Origin of the sequence: Lysinibacillus capsici (assembly GCF_003367505.1) — a bacterium.
Lineage (GTDB): Bacteria > Bacillota > Bacilli > Bacillales_A > Planococcaceae > Lysinibacillus > Lysinibacillus capsici.
Map to the genome: position 1 here is coordinate 1 of NZ_PXXX01000023.1, position 20,189 is coordinate 20,189.

At 37.5% G+C, this 20,189-nt stretch carries 19 protein-coding genes and 2 riboswitches; of the genes, 14 read left to right on the forward strand and 5 right to left on the reverse strand.

Annotated features, from left to right (window positions below; all coding sequences use genetic code 11):
* Nucleotides 1-300: 300 nt before the first annotated feature.
* From C7B89_RS19700 to C7B89_RS19745, 10 genes are all read left to right on the forward strand, one after another.
* The gene (locus tag C7B89_RS19700; protein WP_115674411.1) at nt 301-4,701 is read left to right on the forward strand and encodes a hypothetical protein; all 4,401 of its coding nucleotides are present in this window, start codon (nt 301-303) and stop codon (nt 4,699-4,701) included.
* A 15-nt stretch (nt 4,702-4,716) separates the two neighbouring features.
* The gene (locus C7B89_RS19705; RefSeq protein ID WP_147291545.1) at nt 4,717-5,562 is read left to right on the forward strand and encodes a phage tail family protein; all 846 of its coding nucleotides are present in this window, start codon (nt 4,717-4,719) and stop codon (nt 5,560-5,562) included.
* Between the two features lie 15 nt (nt 5,563-5,577).
* Nucleotides 5,578-7,005 (forward strand): pyocin knob domain-containing protein, encoded by a 1,428-nt coding sequence (locus C7B89_RS19710; RefSeq protein ID WP_115674413.1) that lies wholly within the window; start codon nt 5,578-5,580, stop codon nt 7,003-7,005.
* A gap of 16 nt (nt 7,006-7,021) precedes the next feature.
* Nucleotides 7,022-7,408, forward strand: coding sequence for a hypothetical protein (locus tag C7B89_RS19715; RefSeq protein ID WP_115674414.1), 387 nt, complete (start codon nt 7,022-7,024; stop codon nt 7,406-7,408).
* A 19-nt stretch (nt 7,409-7,427) separates the two neighbouring features.
* On the forward strand, nt 7,428-7,622 hold the full coding sequence (locus tag C7B89_RS19720) for a hypothetical protein (RefSeq protein ID WP_115674415.1): 195 nt from the start codon (nt 7,428-7,430) through the stop codon (nt 7,620-7,622).
* A gap of 2 nt (nt 7,623-7,624) precedes the next feature.
* A complete protein-coding gene (locus tag C7B89_RS19725; protein ID WP_115674416.1) occupies nt 7,625-8,773 on the forward strand; it encodes a siphovirus ReqiPepy6 Gp37-like family protein in 1,149 nt (382 codons plus the stop codon).
* A gap of 94 nt (nt 8,774-8,867) precedes the next feature.
* The gene (locus tag C7B89_RS19730; protein WP_115674417.1) at nt 8,868-9,374 is read left to right on the forward strand and encodes a hypothetical protein; all 507 of its coding nucleotides are present in this window, start codon (nt 8,868-8,870) and stop codon (nt 9,372-9,374) included.
* An 83-nt stretch (nt 9,375-9,457) separates the two neighbouring features.
* A complete protein-coding gene (locus C7B89_RS19735; RefSeq protein ID WP_115674418.1) occupies nt 9,458-9,706 on the forward strand; it encodes a hypothetical protein in 249 nt (82 codons plus the stop codon).
* A 12-nt stretch (nt 9,707-9,718) separates the two neighbouring features.
* The gene (locus C7B89_RS19740) at nt 9,719-9,982 is read left to right on the forward strand and encodes a phage holin (RefSeq protein WP_115674419.1); all 264 of its coding nucleotides are present in this window, start codon (nt 9,719-9,721) and stop codon (nt 9,980-9,982) included.
* Nucleotides 9,979-10,647 (forward strand): M15 family metallopeptidase, encoded by a 669-nt coding sequence (locus C7B89_RS19745; protein ID WP_115674420.1) that lies wholly within the window; start codon nt 9,979-9,981, stop codon nt 10,645-10,647. The genes C7B89_RS19740 and C7B89_RS19745 overlap by 4 nt, the downstream gene beginning before the upstream one ends.
* 49 nt (nt 10,648-10,696) lie before the next feature.
* Here C7B89_RS19745 and C7B89_RS19750 read toward each other — a convergent pair whose 3' ends face one another.
* From C7B89_RS19750 to C7B89_RS19760, 4 genes are all read right to left on the reverse strand, one after another.
* Nucleotides 10,697-12,010, reverse strand: a complete 1,314-nt coding sequence (locus C7B89_RS19750) for an Ig-like domain-containing protein (protein WP_115674421.1) — start codon at nt 12,008-12,010, stop codon at nt 10,697-10,699.
* Nucleotides 12,011-12,149: 139 nt separating this feature from the next.
* On the reverse strand, nt 12,150-12,716 hold the full coding sequence (locus C7B89_RS19755) for a DUF5067 domain-containing protein (protein WP_115674422.1): 567 nt from the start codon (nt 12,714-12,716) through the stop codon (nt 12,150-12,152).
* Between the two features lie 90 nt (nt 12,717-12,806).
* Entirely contained in the window at nt 12,807-12,974 is a 168-nt protein-coding gene (locus C7B89_RS22970) for a hypothetical protein (RefSeq protein ID WP_158539206.1), read from the reverse strand.
* 21 nt (nt 12,975-12,995) lie between these two features.
* Nucleotides 12,996-13,199: a helix-turn-helix transcriptional regulator gene (locus tag C7B89_RS19760; RefSeq protein ID WP_115674423.1), complete on the reverse strand. Its 204-nt coding sequence runs from the start codon at nt 13,197-13,199 to the stop codon at nt 12,996-12,998.
* 180 nt (nt 13,200-13,379) lie between these two features.
* On the opposite strand from C7B89_RS19760, the gene C7B89_RS19765 reads away from it, so the two are divergent.
* From C7B89_RS19765 to C7B89_RS19775, 3 genes are all read left to right on the forward strand, one after another.
* Nucleotides 13,380-14,258, forward strand: coding sequence for a helix-turn-helix domain-containing protein (locus C7B89_RS19765; protein ID WP_115674424.1), 879 nt, complete (start codon nt 13,380-13,382; stop codon nt 14,256-14,258).
* A 262-nt stretch (nt 14,259-14,520) separates the two neighbouring features.
* The gene (locus C7B89_RS19770; RefSeq protein WP_115674425.1) at nt 14,521-14,853 is read left to right on the forward strand and encodes a hypothetical protein; all 333 of its coding nucleotides are present in this window, start codon (nt 14,521-14,523) and stop codon (nt 14,851-14,853) included.
* A 545-nt stretch (nt 14,854-15,398) separates the two neighbouring features.
* Nucleotides 15,399-15,582: riboswitch (cobalamin riboswitch) on the forward strand.
* A 226-nt stretch (nt 15,583-15,808) separates the two neighbouring features.
* A complete protein-coding gene (locus C7B89_RS19775; RefSeq protein ID WP_048395717.1) occupies nt 15,809-16,564 on the forward strand; it encodes a hypothetical protein in 756 nt (251 codons plus the stop codon).
* A gap of 147 nt (nt 16,565-16,711) precedes the next feature.
* On the opposite strand, the gene C7B89_RS19780 is transcribed toward C7B89_RS19775, so the two are convergent.
* Entirely contained in the window at nt 16,712-18,649 is a 1,938-nt protein-coding gene (locus tag C7B89_RS19780) for an elongation factor G (protein WP_115674426.1), read from the reverse strand.
* Between the two features lie 182 nt (nt 18,650-18,831).
* Nucleotides 18,832-19,018, forward strand: a riboswitch (cobalamin riboswitch).
* 164 nt (nt 19,019-19,182) lie between these two features.
* On the opposite strand from C7B89_RS19780, the gene C7B89_RS19785 reads away from it, so the two are divergent.
* The gene (locus C7B89_RS19785; protein ID WP_066036836.1) at nt 19,183-20,175 is read left to right on the forward strand and encodes an ABC transporter substrate-binding protein; all 993 of its coding nucleotides are present in this window, start codon (nt 19,183-19,185) and stop codon (nt 20,173-20,175) included.
* The last annotated feature ends 14 nt before the right edge of the window (nt 20,176-20,189 follow it).

The window sequence follows — 20,189 nt, forward strand, 5'->3', positions numbered from 1 at the left end:
CTAGCCGCAACTATTTCATCTAAAAAAAACTAAGTAATGACAAAGAAGGTACGTCAGACGGAGAACCAATATCTACGGAGACGTACCTTATATTATGTCATGAATGCAAACTGTCTCATGACGATTTAGAAACGATGACAATCGGTATGGTACTTGATTATATAGACGAGTACCTAGAAATGAAAAATCCGAATAAGGATAAACAGAATAGCCGTAAAGCATCACAAGCAGACTTCGACTCGTTTTAACACTTGCATTTGGTAGGTGTTTTTTATTTGTTCAAAAAGGTAGGTGAGAGTAATGGCAGACAGTCGAATTAAAGGTATTACTATTGAGTTAAACGGTGACACAACAGGGCTAACAGATGCCTTAAAAGGCGTTAATAAAGAAAGCAGTAAAGTTACTAGCGAATTAAGGGAAGTTGAACGAGCGTTAAAGTTTGACCCTGGCAACACTGAACTGATCGCACAAAAACAGCAGCTTTTAGCCGTACAAATTCAAAACACTAGCGAAAAACTGGACGTTTTAAAAAATGCACAGGCAGAAGTTGAAGCACAGTTTCGTAACGGGGATATTGGAGCAGAACAATATCGAGCATTTCAGCGGGAACTGGCAACTACCGAAGCCCAGTTGCAAAGATACAATGCACAAATGGCTAGTACATCTAACGAACAAGACCGATTGGCGCGTACTACTGGCGAATTATCAGCGTTTTTCCAAGCCACTGGCACTGATGTTAACCAATTTGCCGATTTATTAGGTACGCGCTTAACCAATGCAATTCGTGATGGTTCGGCCACAACGGACCAAATGAATCGCGCTTTGCGTTTAATGGGTCAACATGCCTTGGGTGCTGGTGCTGATATTGACGAGATGCGAGCAGCGTTACGTAGAGCAGCAGAGGGCGCAGATTTAAACGGAGTAAGACAAGACTTAGCAAGGATCACTCAAGAAGCTAATCAAGCTGAAGAAGCTGTTAATGGATTTGGTCAAGAATTATCTGGTGTTGCGGCAGGATTAGCAGCAGGCGGAGGAATTGCCCTAGCAATTGAAAAGGCGTTAGATGTATCAAGTTTAAACACTCAAATAGACATTTCCATGAATCTCAATGAAGAAGATAAACAAGCAGTACGTCAATCAATTATGGAAACGACAGCCGCAATAGGAGATGAAGAAGCTGCCTATGAGGGCGTTCGTAGACAAATAGCACTTAATAAAGATGCTTCTATGGAAACCAACCAAGAGATTATCAAAGGTGCAGCTACTATCGCGTATGCTTACAAGGAAATAGACTTCAAAGAATTGATTCAAGAATCACATGAAATTGGAAAAGAAATTGGTATCTCTCAAAAGGAAGCACTAGGGCTTGTAAATGGCTTGCTTGATGTTGGTTTTCCACCAGAACAATTAGATATTATCGCAGAGTACGGAAGCCAATTAAAAATGGCTGGATACACTGCTGAACAGATTCATGGAATAATGGCTGCAGGAGTTGACACAGGAACTTGGAATATTGACATACTAATGGATGGTTTGAAGGAAGGGCGTATTGTCGCTGCTGAATTCGGTCAAGGTATTGATAAGTCTATGCAAGATGCAATAAAAGGTACAAATATCAGTGCTCAACAATTAGAAAAGTGGGGTCAGGCAGTAGCTACAGGCGGTCAAGATGGTGTTAAAGCTATGCAAGAAATGAACCTAGCACTTTCGTTAATTGACGATGATACTAAACGTAACGAAATAGGCGTAAAAATGTATGGCACGCTTTGGGAAGAGCAAGGCGGCAAAATTTCACAAACTATTCAAGGTATGAATGAGCATATCAGGACAGCAGCACAAAATACTAAAGAACTAACTAATGATACCTCAAAATTGGAGTCAGACCCAGCATATCAACTATCCGTTGCACTAGGGAATATTAAGATAGCATTAGAGCCGATTTTAAAAGTAATAGGACAATTTATTGGCGAAATTGCCAAATGGGTAAGTGAGAATAAAGAATTAGCAGCAGCGATTGTCTCAATAGTTGCTATGATTGGAATACTAGCAGGTGCATTTACAGTATTAATGCCTGCCATTGGTGGACTCGTCACCGCGTGGCCCGCATTAGCAGCAATAATTGGCGCTATAGCTTCTCCGATTACTTTAGTAGTAGCCGCGATAGTGGGACTGGGTGTCGCCCTTGTGGCTGCCTATCAAAATTCTGAGACATTTAGGGAAAATGTAAATAATGTATTCCAGGCAATTAGGGATGTTGCAGTCACTGTATTTGAAACAGTGGCTTCTTTTATTGGAGAAAAAATAGCACAAATCAAACAGTTTTGGGACACTGAAGGTGCTCAAATTTTACAGGCAGTTCAGAATATCTTTAATGGCATAAAGGCTGTTATAGAGTTTGTTATGCCAGCTGTGAAGCTCATCATCGAAACAGTGTGGAATGCCATTAAACAAGTCATAGATGGTGCCTTAAACGTCATTATGGGCGCTATTAAAGTATTCACTGGTCTTTTTACAGGTGACTTCAGCAAGATGTGGGAAGGCGTTAAACAGATATTTAGCGGAGCTATTGATCTAATCGTAGGATGGATGACACTGTCATTCTTTGGTGGAATAAAAACAATTGTCACTAACCTTGCTAAAACAGGTGTTAGCTTATTAAAAGGCATGTGGGATGACATAGCAAAATTCTTTACCTCAATGGGTTCGCAGGTGTCTTCCACAGTATCTGGATTCGCATCAGGTGTTATTAATTTCTTTAAAAATCTAGCTACAAACGCAATAAATTCAGTTAAAAATACTTGGACTAGTTCAGTTTCGTTCTTCACTAATTTAGGAAATTCAGCAAAGACAATTGTTTCTAACATGGTTACTTCAGTAATTAATTTCGTTAAAAATCTTGGTACTAATTTTGTTAATACAATTTCTACAATGAAAACTAATGTAGTTAACAAAATGAATGAATTAAAGGATGGAATGGTAGAGAAAGTAAAATTGTTACCGGCTCAATTTATTTCAATCGGTAAGGACATTATTAACGGTCTTATCAAAGGTATATCAGCCATGGCAGCGAATGCCCTTGAGGCAATTACTGGTGTTGTGGATGGCGTAGTGAATACAGCGAAAAAATTACTAGGTATTCATTCACCTTCGCGAGTATTCAAGCAAATTGGTCTATGGACTGGTGAAGGTATGGTGATAGGTCTAGATCAATCATCTCCTAAGGTGAATCAAGCTATGGAGAATATCGGTAATGGTATCTTAGATGTTTCTAAAGCTTATCAGAAAGAGTACTCAAATCTTATTGATGAATTTAATAAAAAGAATGAGGATAAGAACGATAAGACGTTAGAAAAAATCTATAAAATCCAAAACAATGCAGCTAAGAAAAAACGTGCTTTGACTCAAAAAGAACAACAAGAAATTGCTATGTTAGAAGCTTCATATAAGGATTCAAAACTTAAAGCAGATCAAGATTTCAATAAAAAGTACATGGCACTCGTTGAAAAATCAGAAAAAGAATATTTAGAAGTCATCAAGAAATATATAGATGATAAAAAGTCTTTAGATCAGATGTCCATATTGGATGAAGCAAGCATTTGGGAACAGTCTATGGAATTGTTTTCAGAAGGCACAACAGAGCGTATTAAGGCCCAACAAGAGTATAAAAAGGCAGTTGAAGCTGTTAATAAAGAAATTACATCTATCAATGCTGAATATTCAGGTCAAGTCATGAAGATTAATGAGGACTTAATCAAAAGTGAAGAAACATTAAATAAAGCCTATGAAGATGCCGTTTCTAAACGTGAAAATTCCTTAAAAAATACAAAGGGACTTTTTGAAGAATTTACAGTAGATTTAAGTCGAACTGGTGATGAGCTTATGAAAAATCTACAAACTCAAATTGTTCATTTTGAAGGTTGGCAAAGAGAGATTGAACAATTAGCAACTAGAGCGATAGATGATGGTTTACTGGCAGAACTTCGTGAAATGGGTCCTAATGCATTAGCAGAAATTGTAGCTTTAAACAGCATGACCGATTCGCAACTTACTCAATACAGTGAGTTGTATCGAACTAAGTCAAAATGGGCCAGAGAAGTAGCCGAAAAAGAACACATTGGCATGAAAAACGATACTGAAAAACAAATCAAAGGTTTACGAGAAAATGCTAATAAACAATTAGATACTTTACAAAGAGAATGGAATACAAAGATCAAGTCCATTACAACAGATACTTCTACAGAATTATCTAGTTTAGAACAAATTGGTAGAGATGCAGGAAATGGTTTGTTACAAGGATTATCCTCTACATCTAATGCGATTAAAAGTAAGGCTTTAGATATTGCTAATTCAGTTAAAAAGACTATTCAATCAGCGTTGGACATCCACAGTCCTTCAAGAGTAACAATGGGCTTTGGTGTAAATATAAATGAAGGCCTAATTAAGGGAATGGAACAATCACAAAGTAGATTGCAACAAGCTATGAATAATGTATATGGCTCACTTGCAAGTAGTGCTGAAAAGTCAACGCGTAATGCTAGAGCAAGTATAGCTACTAATACAACTTCAACTATTGATAACTCAAAGTATATGCAACCAAGCATTACGATAATCAACCAAGTGCCAAACGCTTCACCTAGCGAATTAGCACGAAAAGCAGTACAAACACAACGTCAATTGGCAATGGAGTGGGGAGTGGTGTAATTGACAGCAGAAAAAGTGATATTTACTAATGCAAAAGGGCAGTCGGTTGAGTTAACAAATCGGTCGCCTTTTCTATTAGAGTCGGTGGAGGGCAGAGGTGAGGTTGACGCAGATGTACAAATGCAAACTGCGCCTTATCAAGATGGCGCTACTTATGTAGATAGTTTATTAGCAACACGCTCATTAACACTGAATGTCAGTTTAATTGCTGAAAACCGTGATGACTTAAACAGTTTGCGACATCAAATAAGTAGTGTTTTTAATCCGAAGATAGGCAAAGGTAAATTAGTATATAGCAACGGCCAAACCGAGAGAGAGATTGAAGTAGTTGTGGATGGCTCCCCAGCGTTTCCAGTAGGTGACGCTAAAGGTAAATGGTTTCAGCGAACAGCAATCAATTTAATTGCTCCTGATCCTTATTGGAGAGACATTTTTACAGAGAACTACAAGCTGGAAGATTTCGTAGGTAATTTTCGTTTTAAGTTCCGTTTCCCTGTCCGTTTTGCTACAAGGGGTGATTCTCGTATCCTAATAAACAAAGGCGACATACCAACTCCAATTATTGTGGAATTTAGAGGTGCAGCCGTAAATCCAAAGATCACTAATGTAACAACAGGCGAGTTCATAAAGGTAAATCGAACAATACCACCGGGATATAAGTTAGTATTAGATACTTCTTTTGGTAATAAGAGAGTTGAAATTGTAGCACCTGATGGTGTTGTGGAAAATGCGTTTCATTACATTGATTTAGAGTCTACATTCTTCTCGCTAGAAGTCGGAGAAACAAAATTTGGCTTTATCACAGAGGGCGGCAATCCAGAAGTATATGTTGAGTACAAGCATCGCTATTTAAGCGTATAAAAGGAAGTGAAATAAATGACTGAAAAATTTAGATTTTTTGATGCGGTATTACAAGAAGATGGAGTCACTTATGATCGAGAATATGATGCACAAGAGTTTACGGATTACTTTAAGGCATTGGTTACGACAGGGCTGATGAAAGGTGCTGGCAATCAACTTGTGGTAACTGCAAATGGGTCAAACATGATTACCAAAATTGATACAGGTATTGCGTTTTTACGTGGTCGATATTACGAAAACGATAGTTTCAAGGAGTTGACTCATGATACTGAAACATTAGGAAATAGCCGTATTGACCGTATCGTTATTCGTATGGATTTAAGCACCGAAGCAAGGTATGTAAAAGCATTTATCAAAAAAGGAGTACCAAGTACTAATCCAGTACCACCAGCTTTAACACAAACGCCTAACCTATATGAAATCTCATTGGCACAAGTAAAAGTAGTCGGAGGGCAAACGTTTATTGCTGCTAATGCAGTTACTGATGAACGTGGTCAAGATATCATCTGTCCATGGGCTGGATCGAATATCCTGCCTAACTTCAATGATGACGCATTAGAGGATTTAGTGAATTCACAGATGCTATCGAATGGCAAATCCACAGAATATCTAGGCGATTACAATCTTTTAAGGAAATCTGGGTGGTACAACGGATCGCAAGCGTGGGGAGCAAAAAATCTACCGCCAACAGGACCAGCCTCATATCTAGTAGAAGTTATAGCATGGAGTGGATATAATGAGGGCTCGGTCACTCAATTCGCCCGTTCTTCAAACAAACCAGAAGTTACATGGTTCAGACAAGGATTCTCCAATGGTAACTGGAACCCATGGACTAGGGTAACTGATACTCTATACAACATCTATGTCGATCCAGTGAATGGCGTAGACGAAGACGGTAAAGGGTGGTCAGATGGAGCCAATGCATATAAGACCCTAGGGTATGCATTGGGCAAATTACCTAGATTGTCAGGATATGAAACGACTCTAACACTAGCCGCAGGTACGTATTCGACCCTAAACCTCTCTAATTATAGAGGCGGGCTTCTTACTATAAGAGGCGCTGGGGCAACTACAGTGATAGACTGGGTTATGTTCTCTCATATTGACAATCTACAATTAAGGGACTTAAATGCCGTAATGGGTCTTGATTTACGAGTAGTAAATAAATTTTCTATACAAAATGTCAACAGCCCATATGGAACAGATGGTCACGGGGTCTACTGCTTGGCATCATCTGGTATGATTTCTATGTCTACTTACAGTAGCAAGACATCTGGTGCTGGAATCAAACTAGATAATGGGTCAAATGTTGTACTAGATACAGTGTCTGGTTCGGGTAACAAAATTGGGATCGATGTAGAATTATCAATATGTAGGAGAAGGGCATCGTCAATCACGGGTACGACACCAACAAGAGCCCTCAATGGTGGTCAGATTCTATAAGGAAGGAGGCTCAATGATGGCAGTAGCAATTTTATATCTTAAAGAAAGCAACACTATCCATGACTTTCACGACAATATAGTTGTGTTAAATGGCAACAGATTAGAATATGCTGGCGGTTATGTGGAAGGATGGAGAGATGAAGAAGTTGGTGTAATCATCACAGAAGATCTCACGCTAGATATGGAGATTGTTGTGGAGAAAATCCTAAATGATGACGGTGAGGAGATTGGAAATCATACACATCGAATTTACTCAATGAAGGATGCAGCAGGAAATGCCTATGTAGTTGGTGATGAAGTTCCAGAGGTCGTTGATATAAAAGACCAGTATGTATATGTAGATAAAATGAGCCAACGTATAGCAGATTTAGAACTAATGATTGCTGAATTAATCGTACTTTAAATAAAAGGAGTTGGCGGAGATGATATTAGCTGATTACAAAGTTAGAATTATTGCAAACGCATGTATTACACGTTACACAAGAGGCGAAACGGATATACAAGAAGTTTTAAACAGCTATAAACTATCCGAAGAAAATGAAAACCTCGTACTTGCACAAATTTATGCTTATAGAGCAGATATCGAACAAATTGCAAACGCTAAACAAGGTGAATAACCATGAAAAAACCAATACGAATATTATCCTTAAACATGGACATCTTAGCTGAAATCGATAACTATGAGTCCATGTTTTTTAATCGTTCATGGCATGGTATAGGTGCTATTGAGTTACGAATTAATCGCCACATGAAATACGCAAATACATTATTAAAAGATAACCTTATTCTTATCGGTACTGATTTGAATAAGGTTTTTATTATTAAGCATCGAGAAATCGAGCTTGATGAAAACGGTAAGATTACAGAGAACTGGCTTATTAAGGGTTATGCTTTGAAGTCAATCATTGCACAGCGAATTACAATGCCACCAACTCATACAGCGTATGATTACAAGTCGGGTAGTTCCGAAACGATTATGAAACATTACGTTAATAATAATTTAGTGAATCCAGTTGATTCAAGGCGTAAAATACCTCAACTTGTTATAGCTCCTGATTTACAGAGAGGTGCCCATACTACTTATTCATCGCGATTTAAAAATGTAGCCGAAGAAGTGAGTACGTTATCAATTGCCAGTGGTCTAGGTTGGGATGTCACACTAGATATAAGAAATAAGAAGTGGGTCTTTGATGTTGTGGAGGGCAAGAGCTTAATATCTGGACAATCAGTTAATCCACCTGTGATTTTTTCTCCACAGTTTGATTCGTTGAAATCTTTACAGTATACGCAAAGTGAACTTAACTATAAGAATGTTGCAATTGTAGCTGGGCAAGGTGAAGGTGTAGATAGACGAGTGATTGAGGTTGGCAACTTCTTAGGAATCAATCGACATGAAATTTTTATAGATGCCAGGGATGTATCCGAAACTGATGATGATGATCAACCATTACCAGAACAACAGATTATTCAATCGCTTACTGATAGAGGGCTACAACAGCTTCATGAGTTGATGCAAGAGGAATATTTAGAAGGGCAAATATTGACGAATAGTCCTTTTATTTACCAACGTGATTATGATCTTGGTGATGTAACAACAATTCAAAACGTGAATTGGGGAATTACAATGGATGCACGTATCACAGATATTCAAGAAAATTATGAAACAAGTGGCTTTAGTATAGAAGCAACTTTTGGTAATGATAGACCTACTTTGATTCAAAAGATCAAACAAGAATTGAGTCAAATTAGCGGGGAAGTTAGGAGATAATTGCTACAAGTTATATAGTTTTACTCAAAAAGTTATTAAGGTTTTTTATATTCAAAAAGCATATCATTAAATTAATAAGGGAGGTTTTAGGACATTGACAATTATAGATGATATGAGAGAAAAATTAGACGAAGCAAAATACAATTTAAAAAACATGGAAAATTCCCAAGCTACAGGTACAAAGCAAGAATTCACATATGCTTTTAGTTCATTTTTAACAAGTATTAGAATTGTGACACAGTATGCACTTGAACATAAAAAGCAAGCATATGATTCATTAATCTCTAACCTTAAGTATAAAGGTGTGTTTACAGATTTAAGGAATGAAAATATACATGCAAAACCTGTAAGAACTTCAAATGCAGGACAAAATTTTTTAACGGTATCCATAACAGTATCAAATGGGGAAAGCGAAGCAGATACTTTAGAGGAAGATGAAGATACTGAAGAGATTGGCCCTTTCTCAAAAAACGAATATTATTATATCTTTGAAGGGCAGTTTGATACGCCTGAATATAGAGATAAAACTCTTGTTGCATTAGCTAGTTTATATGTAGATGAAGTAGAAAAATTTATCAGTGATTTTGAACAATTAATATAAATTAAAACATAAGTAATTGAGCCTTCCGCAGATAATTGTGGAGGGCTTTTATATTACAGAAAAGTGAAAGGAACGGTGATTAAATGGACATTGTAACAACTGTAACAGCAGCCAGTAACGTTGCAAATTCCCAAGTTGTATGGTCGATTTTATGTATTTGCTTAGTCGTTTATGTGTTTTGGAATTCCAACAAACGTGAGGAACGACTAATGAAAAACTTAGAGACGTTAACAGATGCACAAGGTGAACAAGCCAATGCTATGCGTGAAATCAGCAAAAGTTTGACTTCACTTGAAGGCCGTATGGATCGCATGGAAAAACACATCTTTTAGGAGGTAGACAATGTGAAAATTAACTGGAAAGTAAGACTTCAACATAAGCAATTTTGGGTATCATTAATTGCATTATTACTTGTGCTTGCGAATCAAATCGCAGGCATTTTTTATGTCGATATTACAATTTACAATGACCAAATTACAGCTATTTCAGAGACGATTCTAAGCATTTTAGGATTACTTGGTATTATTATTGACCCAACTACTGTTGGTACATCTGACAGCACACAGGCGCTTAAATATGATGCACCTCGAAAGGAAGATGTGAAGTGACAAGCGTAACAACTACATGTCGTGATTTAAGTGAATTAACCGCAGCTGCTCAAACAGCTTGTCGATTGCTTTTTCAAGAGTGTTTCAAGTCAGGCATTGACTTTATTTTTATCACAGAGACATACCGCAGCCAAGCACGTCAGAACTACCTGTACGAGCAAGGTAGAACACGTCCTGGTCAACTGGTTACATGGACTCGTAGCAGTAATCATACGTCTCGTAGAGCTTGGGACATCGCTGTAGCCCCTCCTAGAAATCTATACGACATTTCAACGTTATCGAAAGTCGGTACTATCGCCAAAAAGTTAGGTATTACATGGGGAGGATATTGGCCGGCTAATCAGTATGATGCGCCCCATTTTGAAATTCCTACGACATGGAAAATGCCTGCTGGATATAAACTCGAAGGTCAAGTTGTAGTACCGACAAGTAGTGCTGTAAAAGTGCAGCTTATTGTAGAGGAAAAATCACAACATACAGAAAAGGGTGATGATACTATGAAATTCACTAGCACAACCGCAAAAGCTGCAGTACGTGATTACATTCAACAAGCCGTAGACAAAAAGGTGATTGATAAATCTTGGTTGGAGAAATTCGATAATGGAACTATGACAAGTGGTGATTTTGAGGGATTGAAGATTATCATCGCTCAACGTAGTGCTTAACAGCAAAACCCAGGCGCTCATTCAAAAGTGAGTACCTGGGCTTTTTTGATTAATATTCTCTAACTTCAAATGAAGCAATTTTATCATGTACGATGTATTCTGTTACCTTTTTATAAGGTGAAATTGTTTTTGAGAATTTGAATGTTGAAGTACCTTTTGCAGTATCGAACCAATTTAAGTAATTGTTTAAAACAGCATTGGTTACATCATATTCTTTTGTCATGCCGTTTACTAAAGTAATACTCAAAATTGCACTTGAAGATTCATTGTTTGGTTTCTTAACAATAACTGTAGCGGTCGCAAATAATTCTGTATTTTCGACCTTAGCGGTAATCATTGCTTCGCCTTCACGAATTGCTGTTACATTACCGTTCTGGTCTACATTGACTATTGATTCATCGCTTGTTGACCAAATTACATTTTTATTCAAAGAGTCTTCAGGTAAGACTGTAGCAATTAATTTATCTTTATTACCTTCTAGTAGTTCAAGTGCATTCTTGTCTAATGTGATAGTTTTAGTTTCTAGACTTCCATTCTTCTTAATAGTTATAATGCAGTTTGCAGTTAAATTTGTATTTGCTAATTGTGCCGTGACAGTTATTATCCCTTCCTTTATAGCAGTTACATGACCGTCTTGACTTACAGTTGCAATACTATTATCACTACTTGTCCAAATAATATTTGCGCTGTTTGGAGTGGCTGTTGCAGTTAACTTAGCGGAATCTCCCTCAAACAATTCTAGATTACTTTTATCTAATGTAATAGATTCAGTACTTGGTACATCATTTTCAGATAGCAAAAATCCATCAACATCTATTGCATCTATTTCAAATGGTTCGTACATATTTAAGTTTTTTATAACTACCTTATGAATACCTTGAGATAAACTGTTTTTTTCATAAGTTAATCTTTGTGTTTGATTTATATTTAGATTTGATATGTTTTGTGAAAAAATATCAGCTGAATGTCCATCAATGCTTACATCAATAGTGTCACTTCTTTTAGAGAAAATAGCGCCAATAATCCTAAATTTAGTGCCGCTGAAATAGAAAGTTGCTGTACTGCTCTTAGTAAAAAAAGATGAAATACCGTTATAATACGCGTTAACTAAAACATCATAATGATCTGAAGGATTAGCTATTAATATTTTAGGGTTATTTCCATCGTATCGCTTCCAACCGATTTCTGGTTTAACAATTTGACTACCTATTACTGCACTATTTTCAGGAGTATTATTTAAATTAGTTACTCCTTCTTCATAATCAATTACTTCTGCTGCTGATGCACTTTCAACATTAAAGCTAACTAGTACTAGCAGCATTAACGCTAAATAAATCAAACTTTTCTTAAAAAAATTTACCACTTATGTATCCTCCTTTAAATTAACAAGGATATTATAAATATCCTATAAAAACAACTTTAACCAATATGGTACTTATTTACCATAATAAGTTTCTTACATATTTAATAAAAAAGCCACTCGATTGAGTGACTAAATTTCTTTATTGTTTAATTTGATAATCTTGTTTACCTAATTCTTTACCAGCAATTCCTTGTGTAGCTACTAATGTAACTGGAGTTTCAAGATCATCTAACTCGTAAGCGATAGCATCTGGTACAGTACCACCCTTTTTAATAGTTTCTAATTGAGTTTCTAGAAATCTATCGTCAGGAGACATACCTACCGATAACTTGTTTACACTGTTTGGATTATTATCTTGAATTGCAGTGAATACAGCAGCCCAAGCTGTTATAGGGTCGATTTCTTTATCACTTAGGTTTGTTGTTTCATACCAGATTGCGAACACAGGTTTTTCACCATACTCGTTACCTTTTTCACCGACTTGAATAACTTTAGTTTCTGTGATTTTTATTTTTAAATCCTCTAATTTCGCTTCGCCGTCTTTAAAATAAACATCCTCACTTTTTTCTTCTTTATTAGTTTTGTCAGTAGATACTGGCGCTGATGTTTCTTCTTTTTGTGGTTCTTCTTTTGCTTTTTCTTCTCCACATGCAGCAAGCCCAAGACTTAATACTAATGCAGCACTAAAAATTAACTTTTTCTTCATTTTTATATTCCTCCCTCTATATTACCATTCTAGGAAATTTGAAGGAAAAAGTACATACAAAAAAACAAACAAACTTGTTTAGTTATCTGTTTAGAATAATTTTTTAATTGTTCGTTTTAAAGTTGGTTTACGTTTTTTCTTAAATAATGGTTTTGGTTTCTTAATCTTAATCGGCTTAACTCCAGTAACTTCATACAATGCTTTTTTAGCTTCTTTTTTAAGTTGTCGCTTCTTTTTACTAATCAGTTTTTTAAACATGGTTAGTCCTCCAAAAACAGATTATATTTTAGTACCATCTTCCAATGTAAAAATTCCTTCATATTGAATTCCTAGTACATGGGCGATCTCTTGAAGTTCTTTTTCTGAAAAATTATCTCTTTTAAATTTTTTATATAGGTTTTGTGGCGATGTTTCTAATAAATCAGCTAACTGTACAACATTCATTCCCTTTTTTACTAATACCATCTTAATCTTTGTTCCCATCAAATTAATCACCTCTTTTAAATTATAAATCGTAAGAGAACATTAATAAACCATTTAGTTACAAAATGTTATCTAAATGGATTTTTTATTGTTGACTTTTAAATATATAGGTTTTATTATGTAACTAATAAGGAACATATAGTGTCATATGTGTTTAAAAGGTAAGTGAGGTGAAAAGAAATGGCATTCGAATACTTAGCACAATACATAACATTCGATACAGTAGCAGAGATTGATAGGTCTGTTGAAAATCATATAGCAGCGCACTATTACGACTTAACAGAATCAGAACGAGCAATTGTATTCAAACTGGCATCTCACAGTTTAGAGCATCCAGGAGTATGTCATTTGAAAGCTGCCACAATTGCTACTTCATTGGAAATCAGTACAAAGACAGTTTATCGATCAATGAAGAAATTAGCAGAGTTGGGCATCATCGAAAAAGTACCAAGCACTAAATTAAACGGCATTAAAGGGGCTAGTATTTATCGAATTTTGCCTTATGACCCATCGAGCGTGTCCCAACGAGAGACAGTCGATGAAGCTAGTAACGACGCGGTTTGTATTCCACAATCTGAAAACCAACCATCTAGTTCTTTTAATCTTTTTAAAACAAGCAATTTACAAGAAGTATATTATAATGCTCACGCTGAAAAAGAAGCTCATAAGGAATACATGAACGATTACCAGGTGATGCTATTTGACTTCATGAATAGCTTGCCATTAGCAGATAACTTGAAAGATGAGTTGCACAAGGTTGTATTAGCTTCACAAGTAAATTCTATGGATGAATTTATAAGAGCTAAGAACGTGCTATTTAAAATTGTTATGGACATTAAAGAAGGTGATCTGACAGTTACAAGCACATTAAGAGCCATATTTGTAGGAGCGTATAGCAAGGCTGTAGAGCGTTCTAATATGAAGCAGTATAAATCATCATCTTTAGAAGAAACTCCTGTTAAAGAACGTCCAATACCTTTCTTCAATTGGTTAACAGAGCGTGAGAGTCGTACACAATCTATAGGAAAACCATCTTTGGATAATTGGTTAGAATGGTGATTTTTTATACAAATTTGTATACCTGATGTGAAGCCTGATTTACTATTGAGTCAGTAATCATAGTTGGCATAATTCTTTTTCATGCTGGGAAATTTTGAAAAGGCGTTTTAATTGAATAAGACTACTTTTGATGGGCTGTAGTATATTAATATTTATTAAGGAAATTACTTTATTCATTAGAAATTAAAAATAGAATAAGTTCTTATTTTTTAAACATAATAATAAATGTGTACAAATCAATTTATTTTGGAGGTGATATAAAATGCAATGCGTTCCAAACAACGAACCTCAGCTATTCACTAATGTGGATGATGAGATTGAAACAAAGTCACTAGATATTTATATGCGTTACCCATCTAGCCAAAGTCATGATAGAATTACGGGTTTTTGTCTTGACCGTTGTACAGATGATGCACGTACTTTTATTGACGGCTTAAAAAATTATGTGAGGCCAAAAATTGAATTTCATCATGTACACTTGCTTGAGGCGTCTGGTAAATCAGAAACAGTTGCTGGAAATCCACTTTTAGGTACAGAAGATCATTGGGAATGGAAAGGAACAGCTAAATATCAAATATATGTTAAATGTGTATAGTTAAGTTTATTAAATGTTAAAAGACCACTCCGTTATGGGTGGTCTAATTTTTACCCATCAATTCCCCACCGTTAATAGAAAATATACATAGATAAAAGTAGAATCCAAATAGATAATGTGGAGTAAAAAAGCAGCCAACATACCCTTATACATCAAAGGTTTATTGGCTATATAACAATACAATTAGATATACCTAAATACAGCGTTTCTATAAGAAGCGTTCATAGCTGTACTGAAGATGGATGATACGAAGTAACTAAAATATAACATGGATTGCGAAGTGTAAATATTAGTTAAATTGTGTTGGGATTGTAACAGGGAAATGTAGTATTTGAAAGGCATGTAAGAATAGAACAACAAATTAAAAAGTCAAATGTTAATTAGCATATTGATAAAAAGAAATGTAAAGGTTTACTCTTAATTCAAACAGTCTTTTTTAAAATTTTGACAATTAGTAGAGTACATATTACAATTTAGTTTGATAGTCAGTAAGGAATATTTACTCTACTATTTCTGACATCTTTAAAACAGCTAATTTCACAACTGAATAGCGTGTAGTAATAGGTGTAAATTGCGTGCAATTTGCTTAAAAGGGAAGTCGGTGCGAATCCGACACTGTCCCGCAACTGTAAATGTGAGCGACTTTTCAGTATCCACTGTCTTTGGACGGGAAGGAGAAAAGAAGCGATGATCATGAGTCAGGATACCTGCCTGTTACGAGTACACACCATAAACCTACGAGGAATAGGAGGTGGCATGTTGACAAAACAGAATGCTCTGTTCGTCACAGTACGTCAAACGCCCATAGTAAATGAAAGGGTTCATAATCGAACTCGTTCACACATACTTAGGGTTTGTTTGGCATTGTGTGATGAAAGAAGATAAAATGAAGGATTTCCTCAAAAGTAGGGAGTCCTTTTTGTTTTGAAAATATGTACGCAAAGGGGATGCACGTATGACAAATATTCATGTAACGACAACGTTGGAAACGCCTTATGAAGATCTGAACATTTGTAAGCAACCACGCACAGAAGTTGCCAAGAAAGCGAAAACAAGAATGGTGGTCGAGTCACTGATCGATCAATTATTAGCAACGAAGCTGATTCGCAATGATCGCTTCTTTGAGCAAATCTTATATAATAAAGAAATTATTTGGATACAAAATGGGGATGTGGACGGTCATCTTTTAGCGAAAGCAGCCATAGCAGATGAACTAAAAACAAAGACGAATAGTTTTATGATGTACATGCCGACCAATCCGATTGTCTATGAGGTCAACGGAGAAGCGTATCACTTAATTACGCGCATTGATTCTACACGCGCAAAGCCCAACCTCGACCGTCTATCATTGGAGCCAAAGCCTGTTTTAAGTGCCGCTCGTGTCAATGACTTATTATGCTCGATTGTCATGCGCTTTTACGAAACATATTTATATGATTTAGCATCTCATCATGACAAACTCATTGCATTTGTGCAGCAGGAATATGCCCAATTTATTGAAGCGGTGCAAGCGTTAAATGATTATCATTTCAACTGGCATCCACGTGGCAATGGTCACGAGCTTTTACTGCAATTAATTGATCATCTACAACTATTAAAAAGTCAACCTGGTAAGGTACTAATTGATTTTACGAACAAGCATGACTATGTAATAGTTGAACCCGCATATTTGTTGGACAATCCAACAAAGAAAGCTGTCGGTGCACTATAAAAACAAGCCCTCCATTTTTTGGAGGGCTTGTAATATCTTATGGCAGGGTAGAGATATATTGATGCCCAAGAAAGAAATACCCGCGCTAGAGCGATGGATACCCGCGGAAGCCGAGGAAATACCCGAAGCGAGCAGGCTCATCCCATCCTACAGGCAATGCATGGCTGCCTGTGCTTCTTGCCATGGAACCGAATATCCTTTGCCCTTAGCACAAAAGATACTAGAGGAACTATACTCAGGGTCGGCATTTTTATCGTAGCCAATCTGTGCAATCACATCCTCTGTATTATGGCACACATCATAGCCATCAAATTGGAGTGTGAGTGCACCTTTCCCATTTGTATAGGCGGCAAAGGTTGTGCTGTAGCTCATTAAAGTGGCAACAGGTGCACGACCTGTTAGGATAACATCCGTTTCGGATAAAATCGGGTCATCGAACGAGCCAGCTGCTTGCTGAATGTCAGTCATCATACGACCGATAAAGTCGTTTGAAGCTTTCATTTTAAAGCGATAATAGGGTTCAAGTAGGACATTTTGTGCCTGCTCCAGCCCCTGACGCAGGGCACGGAAACTGGCTTCACGGAAATCTCCCCCCGATGTATGTTCATTGTGCCCGCGACCTGTTAGAAGTGTAAAATGAATATCTGTTACAGGGAAGCCTGTTAGTAGCCCATGATGGTCACGCTCAAACAGGTGCTTTTCAACAAGGCGCTGATTGCCTACAGATAAATGATCGGCATGACAGGCATTGGTGAAGGTATTACCTGTTCCACGTGGATTTGGCTCCATTAATAAATGAACTTCTGCATAATGCTTGAGGGGCTCGAAATGACCATAGCCCGTTACGGTCGTCGCAATGGTTTCCATGTATAAAATTTGCGGCTCACCAAAGGAGACAGCTAATGAAAAACGTGTCATTAATACCTCAGTTAGGACCTCCAATTGAATGACACCCATAATATGCACATGGATTTCCTGAAATTTTTCCTGCCAGACCACACGCAAGGACGGCTCTTCTGCTTCGAGTAAACGGAAAATCTGTAGCACTTCCTTGATATGCTGATCACCCTCATATTGAACCTTTGCCTGTAAGGTTGGGACAAGCTCATAGGGCTGTGATAGCATCGTTGTACCGATTCGATCCCCAATGTTTGCCTGGCTCAGTCCTTTGATAGCGAAAATTTCTCCTGCCTCTACCTGTTGAACGGTCTCAAAGCGACTGCCGTTATAAAGGCGAATTTCGGTCACTTTTTCTGTTACTTCGTCAAATGAAAATTCATCTCGTACATGCAATGAGCCCTTGGTTGCCTTCATAAAGGTTAAACGCTGGTGACCATCATGACGAATCTTAAAAACCTCGCCCTCAAATGGGGCATCCTTGTCAAAATGGGTAGCCGTTAACAGCGGGAGCTGGTCAAGAAATTCCTGAATGCCCTCATCCTTTAAGGCCGAGCCAGCAAAGCAAGGGAAGGCACCTTCATTTTTAATCATTTCCTTTAATTGAGCAAGACACTGTTCATGCTCCAATGACTCATTTAGAAAGGCATCAAGCAATTTTTCGTCGCGCTCCGCCAGCCATTCCATAATATTATTTGATACATAGTTTGCTCGCAGTGGCTCATCGATGAACAATACATGCTGAGAGCAATCTTTGCGAAGCTGGCTGATGACGGCCTTCATATTGGCACCCTCACGATCCATTTTGTTGATAAAGAAGAAGGTAGGGACATGGTATTGACGTAAAAGTTGCCACACTGTTTCTGTATGGCCCTGTATCCCTTCGACAGCGCTAATGATAATAATGGCATAATCCATCACACGAATGGCACGCTCCATCTCAGGGGAGAAATCGACATGCCCTGGCGTATCAATCAATGTGTATGTATCATCGCCAATATTCATGCGCCCTTGCTCGGCAAATATCGTAATGCCCCGTCTGCGCTCTAGCTCATGATGATCAAGAAAGGTATCCTGATGATCAACACGCCCCCGTGCTTGAATACTATTTGTATGAAAAAGCACTTGCTCAGAGAAGGTCGTTTTTCCTGCATCCACGTGCGCAAGTACACCGATCGTTTTGTACATAAGAAATCCTCGTTTCTATAGAATGCTATCTTTTTATTGTAACAGAATACTAGCTTCTATATTTCTTGTAAAATAGTTCGTCTTTATGTCGAAATAGTGCTAATATAATGATGATTATACTTTTAGTGTCATACTACTGATTGCGCGATAAATTTTCTTCTGCTAGTCTATCAATAGTATTGACCATTATAGAACGTATTGGTGCAAATGGCATTTGTCATTTGCTTAAAAGGGAAATCGGTGCAATTCCGATGCTGTCCCGCAACTGTAAATGGGGAGTCTATACAGCATGCCACTGTAGTGAAACTATGGGAAGGCGTATAGATGATGAACCTAAGCCAGGATACCTGCCAGTATGTATTTTTTGACTAAGAACCACGAGGATGGGGATAGTGATGAAGGTAATGATACCGTTATTTCACTATGCTACTCTCTTGGCGACAAGAGGGGTTTTTTTATGCCCTTCCAACTACCTTAGTAGTAAAGAAGTCTCTGATTTCTTTCTATATTTTAACAGCAAAGGAGAAAAGGACATGAAGAAATGGAAAAGTATATGGCTGATGATGATCATTGCCTTGGTCGCTGTTTTAGGGGCTTGTAACGCAAAGGACAAAACGGAATCAGCTGCACAAGGTGAAAAGGTTGAGCCATCTGAGGCGGCAGCAGCAGTAACCATTGAAAATAATGACACAACTCAAACATATACGGAAGCACCAACAAAAGCGATTAGCTTAAATCAACATGTGACAGAAATTATGCTTGCACTTGGTTTAGAGGATTCTATGGTAGGGACAGCTTACTTAGATGATAAAATCTATGAACCACTGCAAGAGGCATACGATAAGGTCCCTGTTCTTTCCGATCAATACCCAACGAAGGAGCAAGTCATCGATGCCGAGGCAGATTTCCTATATGCTGGCTGGAAAAGTGGCTTTGGCGAAAAGGGTGTAGGCACACCAGAAGAGCTTGAAGAATTAGGCATCCATACGTATTTACATACGGCTTCCAACATGACAAAGCCAACAATAGAGGATATTTTCACTGATATTCGCAATATCGCGAAGATTTTCCGTATTGAGGATCGTGGCGAAGCTTTAATTGAGCAAATGACGAAAGATGTAGAGGCAGTACAAGCTAAATTACCAAAAGATAGCGAAAAATTACGTGTTCTTGTGTTTGATAGCGGTGAAAAGGATGTATTTACAGCTGGTCAAAACTTTATGAATGAGCTTGTGACAATCGCGGGTGGACAAAATATCTTTGGTGATGTGGAATCAGGCTGGACAACTGTGTCGAAGGAAGATGCAGTAGACCGCAACCCAGAGGTAGTTGTCGTGATTGATTACGGTGAAACAACGGCAGACCAAAAGATCCAATTCTTAAAAAATGATCCAGCCTTAAAGGAGATGGAAGCGGTCAAAAATGAGCGCTTTGTCATCCTGCCACTTTCAGCAGCGTCTGAAGGGGTTCGTGCGGCAGAGGCCATTGAAATTTTAGCAAAGGGCTTCTATCCTGAAAACTTTTAATCCATTCGAGCTAG